A 12,695-nucleotide genomic window follows, 5' to 3' on the forward strand; every position below is an offset into this window, starting at 1 on the left:
CCGGCAGGCGCAAGGGCGGGCATCCCCGCTTCCTCCCCGGCCGCTGCCGGTGGTCCTGGGGCCTGCAGGGAGCGAGCGATCCCGATACCCCTCCGCCTGTGCCCGAGCGCCTGAATAGGTGCACCCGTTCGCGTGCACGCGTTCATAGCGCTCTGATGCTGTCGCTGACGCAACAGGCCAGGTGGGCGGGTGGTTGGTGCGGCCCGTGGTGGAGATCGGGGCGAGGTGGCTCCGGTGGTCGGTGCGCCGGAGGCGGCAGAGAGTCGGTGTCGGAAACGGCAGGTACACACAACACACGTCGGGCGTCGATGTGCGCCTGCCCCACTGACTCAGAGGAGAGAGCTGTATGTCGAAGTCTGCTGTCCGCATACTGGCGGCGCTGACCGTCCTTGCCCCTGCTGTGGCGCTGGCCTCGCCGGCGCTGGCGGACGACTCGTCCAAGGAGCACGGTGACCGTGCGATCACGCTGCACGCGCAGCTGGATCCGTTCAAGGTCAACAAGGTCACCGGCTACGGGACCGCCCAGGTCCGCCTCAAGGGCAACGAGGCGCACGTGAAGATGAAGGTCAGCGGCCTGCTGGCCGGCGCGCCGCACGCGCAGCACTTCCACATCGCGGCGAAGGGCGTCTGCCCTCCGGAGTCGGCGGCCAAGGTCCGCAACGGCAAGCGGTTCCTCAACACCACCGACGGGGTGCCCTTCTACGGCGGCATCGGCACGTCGCTGACCACGAAGGGTGACACCGGGCCGGGGTCCGGTCTGGCCGTGGACCGGTTCCCGGTCGGCTCCGACTACCACTACGAGCGGACCATCAAGCTCAGCGACGAAGCCGCCAAGAGTCTGCGCGAGGGCACCGGTGTCGTCGTCGTCCACGGCATCGACTTCAACAACAACGGCAAGTACGACGACAACCTCGGCCCCAGCGACCTCGACCCCAAGCTGCCCGCCGAGGCCACCAACCCCGCACTGTGCGGGGCGCTGAAGAAGTCCGCCGACGGACCCGTCCACGGCGGCCAGGGCGGAACCCAGCTCGCCGCCTCGGACACCCCCGTCAGCACGGCAGCCACCGCGGCGGGCGGAGCGGTGCTCCTTGCCGCGGCCGGCGGAGCCCTTGTCCTGCGCCGCCGCGCGAACCGCCAGAACTGACCCGTTCAGCCATGGCACCGAGCCGCATCTGTGGCCGCCGCGGTCTCTGCACCGCGGCGGCCACCGCCTGCACGGCGACCGGACTCGCACTCCTGGCCGGCGCAGCCTTCACGTACCCTCCTCAGCCTCCTCCGGCGCCGCCCGCAGCAGCCCGCACCCACCAAGCACCCGCCCAGCCCGCTGCGGACCGGAACCTGCCGGTCCTCGGCCCGTCCCGGCCCGTACGGATCACCGCGCCTGCCGTCGGACTTGACGCAGCTGTGGACACGGTCGGCACCGCCGAGGACGGAACCATCGCCCTTCCCGGCCAGGGAGACCACGCCGGCTGGTACTCCGGATCCGTCACCCCCGGCCAACGCGGCAACGCCCTCCTCGTCGGGCACCTCGACACCACCCGCGGGCCCGCCGCCTTCTACTCGCTGGGCGCCCTGCGCAAGGGCGACCGCATCACCGTCCACCGCCGCGACAAGTCCATCGCCCACTTCAGCGTCACCGCACTCAACGTCTACGACCAGGACACCTTCCCTGCCGAATCCGTCTACGCAACCACCACCCACCCCCTCCTCACCCTGATCACCTGCGCCGACTGGGACACCACCACCCGCACCTACACAGCCAACCTCGTCGTCAGCGCCCAACCGGCAACCGGACCGGGTCAGTCCTGATACGCGCCCGCAGGACACGGAAAACTCCGTGAACCGGGCACCTGGCCCGAGCACTGTCCGGACGGGCGCTCCGCCGACCGGAGCAAGCGCCGGCGGGCGTGATGCTGGAAGGCGGATCTGGGACGGGCCGAGATCTGTGCGCCGAGATGCGGCCTCGGACGCGCATCCGACTGCCGCGCCTCCCGGGCCAGCCCGCATGGCGCTTCTACGGCCGAGTGAAGGCGGCTCGCCACGTCACCGCCGGGCGGCCCTGCCCATGCCCCTTGGCACATTCGGGCTGCTTCGCGAGGGAGTCGTTGCCCGTCGGTGAGGGGTCGAGCTTCGTTCCGCACCGGATGATCGACTACGCGTTCGAGGCCACCGGTGTGGCGCTGATCGCGGGCCGCACGGCGAGAGGGTAAGGCCAGCGACTCCGCCGACGCAACGGCAGGTCAGAGCCTTCTGGCTGCGACCAGGAGGGCTGACCTGCCGTTCGGTGAGACAGCAGTCGAGAAGGGGCAGACAAGTGACCTGCGCCAGGTCACCGTTCGTCGGCTCCTGTCGGCCCGCAAGCCCCCACGAAGAGTGCTAGCCCGCGCTGGGCCTGGCGGCTCTCTTGCCGGGGCATGGGCAGGGTAGCGGAGTGGTGGTTTGCCGTCTCTCCGCGACGCCGAATCGCACCCTCCTTACGATCGCGGCAGTGTGAGGAGCGTCCGCCGAGGCGTCAGGCTGTCGGGGTGGCGTTGGGGCGGCGGCGCTTGAGGCCGAAGACGACGCCGGCACCGGCGAGGATCGCGAGGCCGCCGATGGTGGCGATGACGGGGAGGTTGGAGTCGGATCCCGTCTGGGCGAGGGTGCCTTCGGGGTTGATCTCAGTGGCGCCTGCCGGCTTGACCGGGAGGGGCTTCTTGCCGCCTTCCTGGGGCTCGGCGTCGTTGACATTGCCGGGCTCGGCGCCGGCGGCGAGGATGTCGAACTCGTAGAAGGAATCGGTACCGGCGAAGACGCAGTTGCCCTTGTCATCGGCGTAGACGCCGATACTGATGGCGAAGCCGAAGCCTTCGGGGGCGTTCCTGCCGACGCTCAGGCGCATGTCGATGGAGAAGGACTCCTGGGCGCGCACGTCGGTGTAGCCGAGGTAGCCGGCTCCTTCGTCGTTCTCGTCCAGGGAGATGTCCGTCCACTGCCCCGTGTCGGGGTTCTTGAACTGCAGCGTGAGGTGACCGGTGGTCTCCTCCCACGTGTCGGTGTCGACCTGTGCCGCGAACACGCCGAGGTCGACACGCTTGTAGGCGCTGTCACCCTTGTTGGCCACCTTCAGCTCGAAGCCGTGGAACCCGCTTCCCGCGACGACCTTGGAGGGCAGTCCCGACAAGGTGGTACGCAGGTTCTTGTCGAGCGTGGGCTCCTCCTCACCGTTGCATATATCCGCCGGGGACGTCGGGGTCGCGGAGGGAGCAGGCGTCGTCGCGCTCTCCTGGGGAGCCGGGGAGGTCTCGGACTTCTCCGGTGCGGGCGAGGTCGCGGCCTCCTCAGGAGCCGGGGACGTTTCCGACTCCTGCGGGGCGGGCGAGGTCTCCGACTCCTCAGGAGCCGGGGACGTTTCCGACTCCTCAGGAGCCGGGGAGGTCTCGGAGGTCGTCGGGGTGGGGCTGGGTGTCGCGACCGCTGCGGTCGCGGACAGCAGGGTGAGCGGGGTGAGGACGGCGGTCGCTGCGGCGACCGCCATGGCACGGCGGAGCTTCATGGAGACCTTTACGGAGTCTGGGTGCCGGTCGGGGACGGCACGAAGGCTGGGAGGCCGCCCGAGTACGACATGGGGGGACACGAGTGAGGCCATAAACATGACAAGCCAGAATGACGAACAGTTGTGCGCAACCTTCGTACGCATCCGTGATCTGCGTCACGTTCAAACTCGTCCGCCCGTGACACAGGCCTGGCAGTGAGCGGTCGCGTCGACCGGGAGGCCACGGTCACGGAAGATGCCACCGGCCTCACAGCGCGCCCCACGAGGCCGGGCCCGCTCAGCACCCGAGAGCCGGACGACGGTGCTATTCACTTTTCCCCTCCGAGGGCGAAGTGGCGATCCGCCACCTTGCCGACGGGAAGGCGGGCGACCCGCGTCCGGGCCTTCAGCCCAAGGCACCTCGCCAGTAGCGCCCAGGTCCACACCGTGCTGCGCGAACGCCGCACCCGCCGCGGGTGACCTCGCCGGTGTTCGCGCGTTGAAGCGGCGTGACCACAGTGACGCCGCGGCCTATCCCGGGCACCGGCCGAATGAACTGGCCCCGCCTACGGTCAGTGAGCCGATCTACGCGGCGCTGGTCGCGCACTGGATGGCACTGGAGCGTGTCATGCCCGGTCAGAGGGGCCAGGGGTGGGCCCTGCCGTCAGACACCCCCTGGCCCCGGCATTAGGCCGGCCGGCGCGATACTCGCCCCGCGGCCCGCACCCGCTGCACCGGCCGGCAGCCGCGAACCCCGCCCAGCCACCGAGGCTGCCGGACCGGCGAGTCGTACTGGGCCCCCTTCCGGCCCGGCATCACCCTGACCTGCCTGGGGCGGGCTTTGGCACAAGGCCCTCCCGTGCTGCCGGGTTCGTCCTACCGGTGCGGCGAACCTCGCTCCGCGTTCACGTATCGCCGAAGCCGGCAGGACTCCTCCGAGAGGAACTGATCCCCTCCATCGCAGCGGTCACGACTCTGCGAAGTTCCGGAGCGTTCACCCCTGCCCGGGACCGCAGGTTGACACCGTGGGCGACCAACGCCAGGAGGTCGGCCGACGCCTCCACGTCGGCACCCGGGTGCAGCTGCCCCTTCGACCGGGCCGTGGCCAGTGCCGAGCGCATGGCGTTCCGCAGGGTGCCGTGCTGGTACTCCAGAACGGCACGTACGTCAGCGTCGGTGTTCTCGGCGCCGACGTACGCGTTGGAGATCATGCAGCCCCACCGCGCGTACTCACCCGCGCAACGGACGTCGATCAGAGCACAGAAGAAGTCGAACACGGCCGGCAGCCCGCGTCCGTCCTCGGCGAGCCGCCGGAGAAAGGGCGTTGAACTCTGCTGGGTGTACCGCTCCAGCGCCGCCAGGTAGAGCTGGTGCTTGCCGCCGAAGGTGGCGTACAGGCTGGAGCGGCTGAGTCCGGTCGCGCCGACCACATCCTGAATGCCCGTGGCGGCAACACCCTTCTCCCAGAAGAGCCGTACCACCGCTTCGAGGACCGTGTCCGGATCGAAGTGCCTGACATCCGGCATGCTCACCTCGCCGTCGACGTAATCAACGACTCCAAGGTACTCGCCCCGCCCACCGGATCGACGGCATCTTGAACCGATCATTCCAAGATACGCATCGGAGGGAACCACGATGGGCCTCAACACGGACCTGCGCGCCTTCTACGCCAGCCGGCAGTCGGACATCCCCGAGCACGTACGGGAGATCATGGACAGGGCCGGCCGTGAACTCGCCGAATCCGGACAGGCCGACAAAGCGCTGAACACCGGTGACACGGCACCCGACTTCGCCCTGCCCGCGGCAGACGGAGGAACGGTCCGCCTCAGCTCCCTTCTGGCGTCGGGACCGGTGGTGCTGACCTTCTACCGCGGCGCATGGTGCCCCTACTGCAACCTCGCCCTGCGAGCCCTCCAGCAGCACGTCGGCACCATGACCGAGCGTGGAGCCCGCCTTGTCGCCGTCTCGCCCCAGATCGCCGACGAGTCCCTCTCCGTCGTACAGAAACACGACCTCACCTTCGACGTACTGAGCGATGTCGGCTCCGCCACCGCCAGGCAGTACGGTCTCGCCTTCGACCTGACGGACGAACTCGCTTCCGTGTACGACGGCTTCGGCATGGACCTCCAGCGCGTCAACGGCGGGCACGCACGGACCTTGCCGCTCCCGGCGACGTACGTCATCGGCCGCGACGGCACCATCCGCTGGGCCTTCGTGGCCACGGACTACACCACCCGCGCCGAGCCCGCCGACATCATCGCGGCACTCGACCAGCTCAACATCCCGTCCGCCTGATCACCCGGCACACCCCGCAGCCGTCGCCCGGAGGGCGCCTGCCGGGACGTCACCAACTTGTAAGACCCACACCGCTGAACAGCAGACCGCCCCCGCCTAAGCTCACATCCGTTCCCCCGAATCCTCAGGAATTCTCGATGCGCGCCCGCACCCTGCTCCCCGGCTCCCTGGCTGTCGCCCTGCTCACCCTCACCGGCTGCGGCACGGACACCGGGGGCACGGACACCACACAGTCGCTGCCAAAGGAACCGGCCGCCTCGGCGCAGCCCTCGACACCCTCCGGCGACGGCGAGGAAGACAGCAGCGCCTCCGTTCCCGCGGCACTGAAGTTCACCGGCACCACGGTCGACGGGAAAGCGTTCGACGCCCGGTCCCTCGCGGGCAAGCCCACCGTGCTGTGGTTCTGGGCACCGTGGTGCCCCAAGTGCCGTGCACAGGCCGCCGAAACAGCGAAAGTAGCCGCGGAGTACGCGGGCCGGGCCAACGTCGTAGGCATCGCCGGACTCGACGAGAACGCCGCGATGAAAGCCTTCGTCACCGAAACCGGCAGCGGCGGCTTCCCTCACCTCTCCGACGAGAACGGCGAGGCGTGGAAGCGCTTCGAGGTCACCGAACAGAGCCGATACGTCATCCTCGACAAGAACGGCAGGACTACCTACGAAGGCGTCCTGCCCGGCGGAAAGGGCCTGGCCGACAAGGTAGCCGGGCTCACCGGCTGATCCCCGGTGTCCGACCTGCCGCTCGCCCTCGCGCTCAGCGCGGGCATCCTCGCCGCCGTCAACCCGTGCGGCTTCGCGCTCCTGCCCGCCTACCTCTCCCTCCTCGTCCTCGGCGACGACAACCCCAGCCGAAGGCTCGCCATCGGCAGAGCACTCACCGCCACGGCGGCCATCACCATCGGGTTCGCCACCCTCTTCGGCATATTCGGCCTCGCCGTCCAGCTGGTCGCCGGACAGGTCCAGGAACACCTCCCCTGGTTCACCATCGGCTTCGGACTGCTCATGGCCCTTGCCGGAGGGTGGCTGCTGATGGGCCGCCAGCTTCCCTCCCTCACACCGAAGGTCCGTAGAGCCCCGGCCGTGACGCGCTCCCTCCCGTCCATGGCCCTGTTCGGCATGGCCTACGCCACCGCCTCGCTCGGCTGCACGATCGCCCCCTTCCTCGCCATCGTCGTCTCCGCCTTCCGCAGCGGATCAACAGGTGAGGGAGTACTCCTCTTCGCCGCATACGCCGCGGGGATGGGCCTCATCGTCGGTTCGCCGTGGATGACGCGGATGCGACCGCGGACCGGGTACGGGAGCGCGGCGCCACCATCGCCGTCGGACCGCTCGCCCTCGGGCAAGGACGCGCCGTGCTCGCCGCCGACCGCGACGGAGCGACCTTCGGGTTCTGGGAGGGCAACGCACCGGCCTGGTCGGTCGGCCACGACAGTGCCCCAGCCCGCCTGGACCTGCACACCCGCGACGTATTCGCATCGGCGACCTTCTACTCCGAAGTGTTCGGCTGGGCCCGACCACCCGGCGGCTGCACACTCGACTACGCAGAAACATCCATCGTCGTCCAGGCTTCCGGCCGCAACGTTGCCACCCTACGCGCCACCGTCCCTGACCCGCAGGACCAAGCCCGGTGGATCACCGACTTCCACGTCCAGGACACTGGCCGGGCCGTCGAGGCAGCCATCGCAGCCGGAGGCCAGCCCTCGCCCCTGCTGCCGGAATGCGGTACAGGTACAGAGGTACTACCTGCGGCATCCGGGACCCCGGCGGGGCCCTGTTCACCGTCTCCCACCCATAGCGGAGCCCCATCCAGGGCACTGCGAGCGACAACCAAGTACGGAGCGTGCAGATGCGTCGGCTGATGGGCATGCTGCGGGTACTGAAGAAGGGCGGACAGTGGTGAACGCTTCCGACCAGCCGGGCAGCCGTTCCGGGCCGCCTCAGACCATGGCCGACGATCTCCGGCTGGCGGCCGAGCACTGCACCGACCCTGACGAGTGCCAGCGCCTCAAGGACAAGGCCCGCAGGATCGAACGGGAAGCCGCGGAGCGCCGCCTCATGGAGCGGCACGGGGACCCCATGGAATGAGTGACGCCAGCACCTGTGGCAGGCGCGCTCTCCAGCGCGGCGCGCCGACCGCTCGCAGGCGGCGCGCCCTCGGTGTCGCCCCGCCATCTCGCGCACCGCCCACACATCACAGCAGACCGACCGGGCGACCAACGCAATGCCCCCGTCTCGGGAGCCCGTCCAGCACGGCTCGGTGGCGCCAGTGCGTGTGGGCGGTAGACCAAGCGCCATCTCCGCTGGTCAAGCGACTCACATCACGCCCCCTGGGCGGCCCGGGGGCCCGGCCACGCCCCCGGGCACTAAGGGACGGCGATGACGATGGCGTAGGTACCGGCGCCCAGGAGGCGTTCGCCGGGGATGTCCTGGCCGGCCGTGATCAGGCGTTGGATGTGGCCGGTGGTTTCGTCGAAGTCGATGTCGCCGAGGGCGCCGAGGTCCTGTCCGGTTTCGGTCAGGACGCGTTTGCCGATCGGGTCGTGGTGCTTGTCGGCGGGGGCGGTGGTGTCCTGGTCGCCCTGGACGGTGTCGGGTGTGCGGACGGTGACCGCGTCGGGGCCGAAGGAGTGCACGTTGTTCCAGGTCACCTGGGTGCCGGGGCCGCGGGTCTTGACCCGCAGCGCGGCAATGCGGGCGGGTGCGGGAGCGATGCTGAGACCGGTGACAGTGGCCAGGGTCTCTGCGGTGCTCACGGCGACGACGTTGCGTCCTTTGGCCTGGCTGAACAGCATCAGTTCTCCTGTTCGAGGCGGGTACGCAGGCCGTGGGCGGCTTCGGCGAACCCGGCCAGGTCACCGGCGGTGAACTCGCCCGTCGCGTCCGGCACGAGGACCCTCTCGCCGGAGATGGCCACAGGTTTGATCACCGGCAGCAGAAGGTGCTCACGGCCCTGTGCGGGGGATTCGACTTCGTAGCCGGCCACGGCCGGATTGCGGCCCGTCGCGATGATGACGTCGATGATCTTGCCGAGGTCGGTGCCGCCCTCGGTCATCACGCGGGAGCCGATGACGTTGCCGCCGCCGGTGGCCTTGGCGTCCTTGGCCGCCTGATCGTCGTCGGCGAGGGCGTTCTCGTCGCGGATCATCACCGCGTCCGGCCCCAGGGCGTGCACCTTGTTCCACAGCAGGTCCCGCTTGAGCGGACCGGAGAACAAGCCGCGCCCGCTGAGGGTGAAGCAGCGAACACTGCCGCCGACAGCGTCGAAGACGATGTCCTTGACCTGGGCGATGTCGTCTCCCCCGAGGGTGACCACGGGCAGTTTCGCAATCTCGCCGGCCCGCACGTAGCCGCTCACGGTCCCGGCTTCTTTCCGCCGCGCGGGTGGTGTCTGCCGCCCGCGATGACCCCGCCGCTACGACGACGCGCCTGTACCCCGAGCAGTGACACGGCGCCCAGCGCCAACACCGCCAGGACGATCACAACCCACAGCCACCAGTCCATGAGCGACCTCCCGGCTCAGGGCCTGGCCGCGCCAAGCCCTGTTTTCAGTATGAGGTGCGCCGGTGTGGCTGTCGATGGCGCAGACAGGTGGCGCTTGAGGTGGCGGGCGGCGAGGAGGATCTGCATTGCTGCGGCCGGCCGTAGCAGGGCGGGGCGGGGCCGTTGGGGCATCCGGCCGCGTCGTACGCCGGTGGCGGTGACGGCGACGACGGGCAGGACCCAGGCGGCGACGGCAGCCGCCCGGATGGTGCGGTGGGGTTCGTGGCGCAGGGTGAACCAGGTCCAGAACGCGGCGTCGGCGAAGGTGTCGGCGTAGTCCCCGAACGGGGTCACCGTGCCCTGTCTGCGGGCGATGCGTCCGTCGGCCACGTCCAGGGCGAGAGCCGTCAGTCCGGCTCGGCGCCCGCTGCCCGCGGGCAGCGCGGGGAGGTTGCCGCGGATGAGGGTGAGCGCGTCGGCGAGCGCAAGGCGGTCGCGGTCTTCCAACAGCCCGAGGTGGAGGATGCTGAGGGTCCAGCTGGCCGCCACCCAGTTCCTGCCGCCACGGCCGCAGGCCGCGGCGAACAGGACACTGTGCAGTGCGGTGAGCTGTCCGAGTGCCCGGGGACGCAGCGCCGCCTGGGTGAGCGACCGGTCGGCTGCCACGGCCAGAAAAGCGGCGATGGCCCGGGGCCGCCAGCGGCCGGCCTTCAGCGCGTGCAGGAGAGCGTCGGTGGCGGCACGGCTGTCGGCGAGATCGGATACGGGCACCTATCCCCAACCCTTTCCTGGATCGCACAGGCGATGTGCCGCCACCGTAGTCCTCGGCGGGTACGTGGGCGCGCTCACCGATCGTGGGGGCTCACCGGGCCGTAGTGTCGCTTCGGACACAGCGCCAGGGACGGCGAGGAAGGGACGTGCGTATGGCATGGCTGGGGCGGCTGGCCCTCGTGGCAGCGGCAGGCGGTGGTGTGGCGGCCGGATATCTGGGGCTGGTGAGCGGGGCGCTGCCGGTGGATCTGGGCGTAGGCCGGCGCACACGCCCACTGGGGCCGCAGACCGTGGACATCGAGGCGCCCCAGGACGTGGTCTTCGAGGTGATCGCCCAGCCGTATCTGGGGCGTACCACCCGGGCGATGCGGGAGAAGGTGCGGGTGCTGGAGCGGGGCAGCGACATGGTCTTGGCCGCCCACTTCACCCCGCTGGCGGGCGGCCGGCTGATGGCGACGACGGTGGAGACCGTCCGGTTCACCCCGCACGGCCGTATCGACTTCCGTCTAGTGCGCGGCCCGGTCCCACACGTGGTCGAAGCCTTCGTCCTGACCGAGCGGGCGGGCGGCACCCAACTGGTGTACGAGGGAGAACTCGGCACGGACCTGTGGCGGGCCGGAACCTGGTGGGGCGCGAAGGTGGCCGCCCGCTGGGAGACGACGGTCGCCGCATCACTCGCCGCGGTCAAAACGGAAGCCGAACGCAGGGCCGCCCACCGGTAGCCCACGCCCTCGGGCAGGCATGGCGCCCACCCGCCGGGAGGCGCCGGGAATACTGGGCCGCCGGCCTACTGCACCCGTCCTTCGGGTTCCTCGTGGTCGTCTTCGTCCGGCAGGTGGACATCGTTGACAGCGATGTTGACCTCCACGACTTCGAGTCCGGTCATCCGCTCCACGGCGGCGATGACGTTCTCGCGGACCTCGGCGGCAACATCGGTGATGGCATACCCGTATTCCACGACCAGGGAGAGGTCGATGGCGCTCTGCCGCTCACCGACCTCGACCTTCACCCCGCGGGTGACGCTGGTACCGCCGCCGGGGACCATGTCACGTACCGCGCCCATGGTGCGGGCCATTCCGCCGCCCAAGGCGTGGATGCCGGGGACTTCGCGGGCGGCCATTCCGGCGATCTTCGCCACGACACCGTCGGCGATCGTGGTCCTGCCGCGGGCAGCCGGTGCCGCGTCCGGCCCCAATTCCGGCTCCGGGAGCCGGGATGCCTTGGACGGGCGGGAGGCGTCGGGCGTGGTCTTGGATGTGCTGCCGGTCGACTCCGTCACCAGGAGCCACCTCCTTACCTCAGGGCCCCGGCCCTGAGGGCCGGCCCGCTTCGGAACACGGTCAGTGCAGGGAGCGCCGCCCTCGTTGCCGGGACCAGCGCCAGGCGCCGACGACCACATCGGCGGCGAACAGCACGATCGCGATGATCAGCAGGTAGCCCAGCCCGGCGACCGTGGCGCCGATGATCCCCAGGACGAACGCGATGATGATCAGAAGCAGGAAAGCGACCATGCCGCGAACCTCCCATCGGGCTGAGCCGGACCCTCGATCACGCGTGCCACCCATCATCCGCCGCTTCCGGGCAGTCCGACACTGTTGCGCACATGTTTGATTCTGCCTCGCACGGCGCGAGTACGCCGCCCGGACCGGCACGGCTCCTCGCGGTGAGTGCCGTTACACAACTGGGGCCGCCCTCGCCCGCAGCGTGTCGGGCATGGTGCTGGGAACGCTCTACGTGGCGGGGCAAGCGCGAGGAGCGCGCCTACGCACATCGGGCCTGACGTCAAAGAGCGCAAAGAAGCCCCGGAGCCATGACAGGGTCCCGGGACTTCTGTGCACTTCACTGACGCCGGGTTCAACGACCGACCGCGGTCCCGGTTGCGGGCCACCTTTCGAGCCCGTCAGGTCCGAGGGGGCGAGAGCAGCTTCACATACGCCTCGCCGGCCGGCGGGCCCTGTACTTCAGGTGCGGGCTGACCGGTGGGGGTTCATCGTGAGGGGTGACCGTGTCTCCGGCCGGAATGGGGCAACCTGTCATGCAGCGCAATCAGAGCGACAGCTCGTCGTCGGCGAGGTCTGTCGCACCACTTGCTTCTGGTGACCTGTCCGGGGCCCTGACCCGGGGAGTGGCGGGCGGGTTGTTCGCCGGGGCGGCCTTCATCCTGGCGAACATGTGGTACGCCGTCAGTCAGGGAAACCCGGCGGTCGGACCGTTCTGGGCGATCTCCACCATCTTCCACGGCTCCGACCTGCCCGTGCCGTCGCCGGAGAATCTGGTGATCGGGCTGGTCACCCATCTGGCCCTGTCGATGAGCTTCGGTATCGGATTCGCTCTCCTGTTGTGGCTCGTGCCGATGCTGCGCGGCCCGCTCTTGCTGACCATGACGGCGCTGGTCTACGGAGTGGTGCTGTACCTGGTGAACTTCCAGGTCCTGGGCCGCACGGCCTTCCCCTTCTTCACCGACTCCAAGGGCCCCAACCAGGTCCTGGAGCTCCTTGCCCATCCCTTGGTTTTCGGGCTGTTCCTTGTTCCGTTCTTCCTCGGCTGGGGTCGCACACGCCGCACCCGCTGAGCCGCAGGCCGGTGCTGCTGGGCGAGCGCCGGAGCGGGCGGTGGGGTGGAGCGCAGGGCGATCT

The 12,695-nt window shown here is 69.8% G+C and carries 16 protein-coding genes and 1 pseudogene; 9 read left to right on the forward strand and 8 right to left on the reverse strand.

Going from position 1 to position 12,695, the window contains the following annotated elements; all coding sequences use genetic code 11:
• The first annotated feature begins 346 nt into the window (after positions 1-346).
• A complete protein-coding gene (locus CIB93_RS05320) occupies positions 347-1,144 on the forward strand; it encodes a hypothetical protein (protein WP_096624593.1) in 798 nt (265 codons plus the stop codon).
• Positions 1,145-1,155: 11 nt separating this feature from the next.
• The gene (locus CIB93_RS05325; RefSeq protein WP_096624595.1) at positions 1,156-1,809 is read left to right on the forward strand and encodes a sortase domain-bontaining protein; all 654 of its coding nucleotides are present in this window, start codon (positions 1,156-1,158) and stop codon (positions 1,807-1,809) included.
• A gap of 703 nt (positions 1,810-2,512) precedes the next feature.
• Here CIB93_RS05325 and CIB93_RS05330 read toward each other — a convergent pair.
• Both CIB93_RS05330 and CIB93_RS05335 read right to left on the reverse strand, forming a co-directional pair.
• Positions 2,513-3,535 (reverse strand): LPXTG cell wall anchor domain-containing protein, encoded by a 1,023-nt coding sequence (locus CIB93_RS05330; protein ID WP_096624597.1) that lies wholly within the window; start codon positions 3,533-3,535, stop codon positions 2,513-2,515.
• Positions 3,536-4,419: 884 nt separating this feature from the next.
• Positions 4,420-5,040, reverse strand: a complete 621-nt coding sequence (locus CIB93_RS05335; protein ID WP_096624599.1) for a TetR/AcrR family transcriptional regulator — start codon at positions 5,038-5,040, stop codon at positions 4,420-4,422.
• A gap of 109 nt (positions 5,041-5,149) precedes the next feature.
• On the opposite strand from CIB93_RS05335, the gene CIB93_RS05340 reads away from it, so the two are divergent.
• The 5 genes and pseudogenes from CIB93_RS05340 to CIB93_RS39565 all read left to right on the forward strand — a co-directional run bounded on the left by CIB93_RS05340 (position 5,150) and on the right by CIB93_RS39565 (position 7,893).
• Positions 5,150-5,809: a peroxiredoxin-like family protein gene (locus CIB93_RS05340; protein WP_096624601.1), complete on the forward strand. Its 660-nt coding sequence runs from the start codon at positions 5,150-5,152 to the stop codon at positions 5,807-5,809.
• A 137-nt stretch (positions 5,810-5,946) separates the two neighbouring features.
• A complete protein-coding gene (locus CIB93_RS05345) occupies positions 5,947-6,528 on the forward strand; it encodes a redoxin family protein (protein ID WP_096624603.1) in 582 nt (193 codons plus the stop codon).
• A gap of 6 nt (positions 6,529-6,534) precedes the next feature.
• Positions 6,535-7,044: pseudogene (locus CIB93_RS39555) on the forward strand (cytochrome c biogenesis CcdA family protein); the annotation flags it as partial.
• Positions 7,045-7,304: 260 nt separating this feature from the next.
• Positions 7,305-7,667: a hypothetical protein gene (locus CIB93_RS39560; protein WP_373558714.1), complete on the forward strand. Its 363-nt coding sequence runs from the start codon at positions 7,305-7,307 to the stop codon at positions 7,665-7,667.
• A gap of 85 nt (positions 7,668-7,752) precedes the next feature.
• A complete protein-coding gene (locus CIB93_RS39565; protein ID WP_179499976.1) occupies positions 7,753-7,893 on the forward strand; it encodes a DUF6381 family protein in 141 nt (46 codons plus the stop codon).
• Between the two features lie 278 nt (positions 7,894-8,171).
• On the opposite strand, the gene CIB93_RS05355 is transcribed toward CIB93_RS39565, so the two are convergent.
• The 4 genes from CIB93_RS05355 to CIB93_RS05365 are packed head-to-tail and all read right to left on the reverse strand — an operon-like array spanning position 8,172 to position 10,059.
• The gene (locus CIB93_RS05355; RefSeq protein WP_096624605.1) at positions 8,172-8,600 is read right to left on the reverse strand and encodes a PRC-barrel domain-containing protein; all 429 of its coding nucleotides are present in this window, start codon (positions 8,598-8,600) and stop codon (positions 8,172-8,174) included.
• Positions 8,600-9,163, reverse strand: coding sequence for a PRC-barrel domain-containing protein (locus CIB93_RS05360; protein ID WP_096624607.1), 564 nt, complete (start codon positions 9,161-9,163; stop codon positions 8,600-8,602). The genes CIB93_RS05355 and CIB93_RS05360 overlap by 1 nt, the downstream gene beginning before the upstream one ends.
• On the reverse strand, positions 9,160-9,309 hold the full coding sequence (locus CIB93_RS37720; RefSeq protein WP_179499979.1) for a hypothetical protein: 150 nt from the start codon (positions 9,307-9,309) through the stop codon (positions 9,160-9,162). The genes CIB93_RS05360 and CIB93_RS37720 overlap by 4 nt, the downstream gene beginning before the upstream one ends.
• A 15-nt stretch (positions 9,310-9,324) precedes the next feature.
• On the reverse strand, positions 9,325-10,059 hold the full coding sequence (locus CIB93_RS05365) for a CDP-alcohol phosphatidyltransferase family protein (RefSeq protein WP_096624609.1): 735 nt from the start codon (positions 10,057-10,059) through the stop codon (positions 9,325-9,327).
• A gap of 152 nt (positions 10,060-10,211) precedes the next feature.
• Between CIB93_RS05365 and CIB93_RS05370 the strand changes: the two genes are divergently transcribed.
• Positions 10,212-10,781, forward strand: a complete 570-nt coding sequence (locus CIB93_RS05370) for an SRPBCC family protein (RefSeq protein WP_096624611.1) — start codon at positions 10,212-10,214, stop codon at positions 10,779-10,781.
• A gap of 65 nt (positions 10,782-10,846) precedes the next feature.
• On the opposite strand, the gene CIB93_RS05375 is transcribed toward CIB93_RS05370, so the two are convergent.
• Both CIB93_RS05375 and CIB93_RS37725 read right to left on the reverse strand, forming a co-directional pair.
• A complete protein-coding gene (locus CIB93_RS05375) occupies positions 10,847-11,338 on the reverse strand; it encodes an Asp23/Gls24 family envelope stress response protein (protein ID WP_373558713.1) in 492 nt (163 codons plus the stop codon).
• 61 nt (positions 11,339-11,399) lie between these two features.
• Positions 11,400-11,570, reverse strand: coding sequence for a hypothetical protein (locus CIB93_RS37725; protein ID WP_179499980.1), 171 nt, complete (start codon positions 11,568-11,570; stop codon positions 11,400-11,402).
• Positions 11,571-12,094: 524 nt separating this feature from the next.
• Here CIB93_RS37725 and CIB93_RS05380 point away from each other — a divergent pair.
• Positions 12,095-12,631 carry a hypothetical protein gene (locus CIB93_RS05380; RefSeq protein ID WP_143659995.1) on the forward strand — a complete coding sequence of 179 codons (537 nt, stop codon included), beginning with the start codon at positions 12,095-12,097 and terminating at the stop codon, positions 12,629-12,631.
• Positions 12,632-12,695: the final 64 nt, after the last annotated feature.

It is taken from the genome of Streptomyces sp. WZ.A104 (assembly GCF_002382885.1).
Classification (GTDB): domain Bacteria; phylum Actinomycetota; class Actinomycetes; order Streptomycetales; family Streptomycetaceae; genus Streptomyces.

Coding starts and splice junctions, on each gene's coding strand:
- CIB93_RS05320 (WP_096624593.1), top strand. CDS start 347: ATGTCGAAGTCTGCTGTCCGCATACTGGCGGCGCTGACCGTCCTTGCC.
- CIB93_RS05325 (WP_096624595.1), top strand. CDS start 1,156: ATGGCACCGAGCCGCATCTGTGGCCGCCGCGGTCTCTGCACCGCGGCG.
- CIB93_RS05330 (WP_096624597.1), bottom strand. CDS start 3,535: ATGAAGCTCCGCCGTGCCATGGCGGTCGCCGCAGCGACCGCCGTCCTC.
- CIB93_RS05335 (WP_096624599.1), bottom strand. CDS start 5,040: ATGCCGGATGTCAGGCACTTCGATCCGGACACGGTCCTCGAAGCGGTG.
- CIB93_RS05340 (WP_096624601.1), top strand. CDS start 5,150: ATGGGCCTCAACACGGACCTGCGCGCCTTCTACGCCAGCCGGCAGTCG.
- CIB93_RS05345 (WP_096624603.1), top strand. CDS start 5,947: ATGCGCGCCCGCACCCTGCTCCCCGGCTCCCTGGCTGTCGCCCTGCTC.
- CIB93_RS39565 (WP_179499976.1), top strand. CDS start 7,753: ATGGCCGACGATCTCCGGCTGGCGGCCGAGCACTGCACCGACCCTGAC.
- CIB93_RS05355 (WP_096624605.1), bottom strand. CDS start 8,600: ATGCTGTTCAGCCAGGCCAAAGGACGCAACGTCGTCGCCGTGAGCACC.
- CIB93_RS37720 (WP_179499979.1), bottom strand. CDS start 9,309: ATGGACTGGTGGCTGTGGGTTGTGATCGTCCTGGCGGTGTTGGCGCTG.
- CIB93_RS05370 (WP_096624611.1), top strand. CDS start 10,212: ATGGCATGGCTGGGGCGGCTGGCCCTCGTGGCAGCGGCAGGCGGTGGT.
- CIB93_RS37725 (WP_179499980.1), bottom strand. CDS start 11,570: ATGGTCGCTTTCCTGCTTCTGATCATCATCGCGTTCGTCCTGGGGATC.
- CIB93_RS05380 (WP_143659995.1), top strand. CDS start 12,095: ATGCAGCGCAATCAGAGCGACAGCTCGTCGTCGGCGAGGTCTGTCGCA.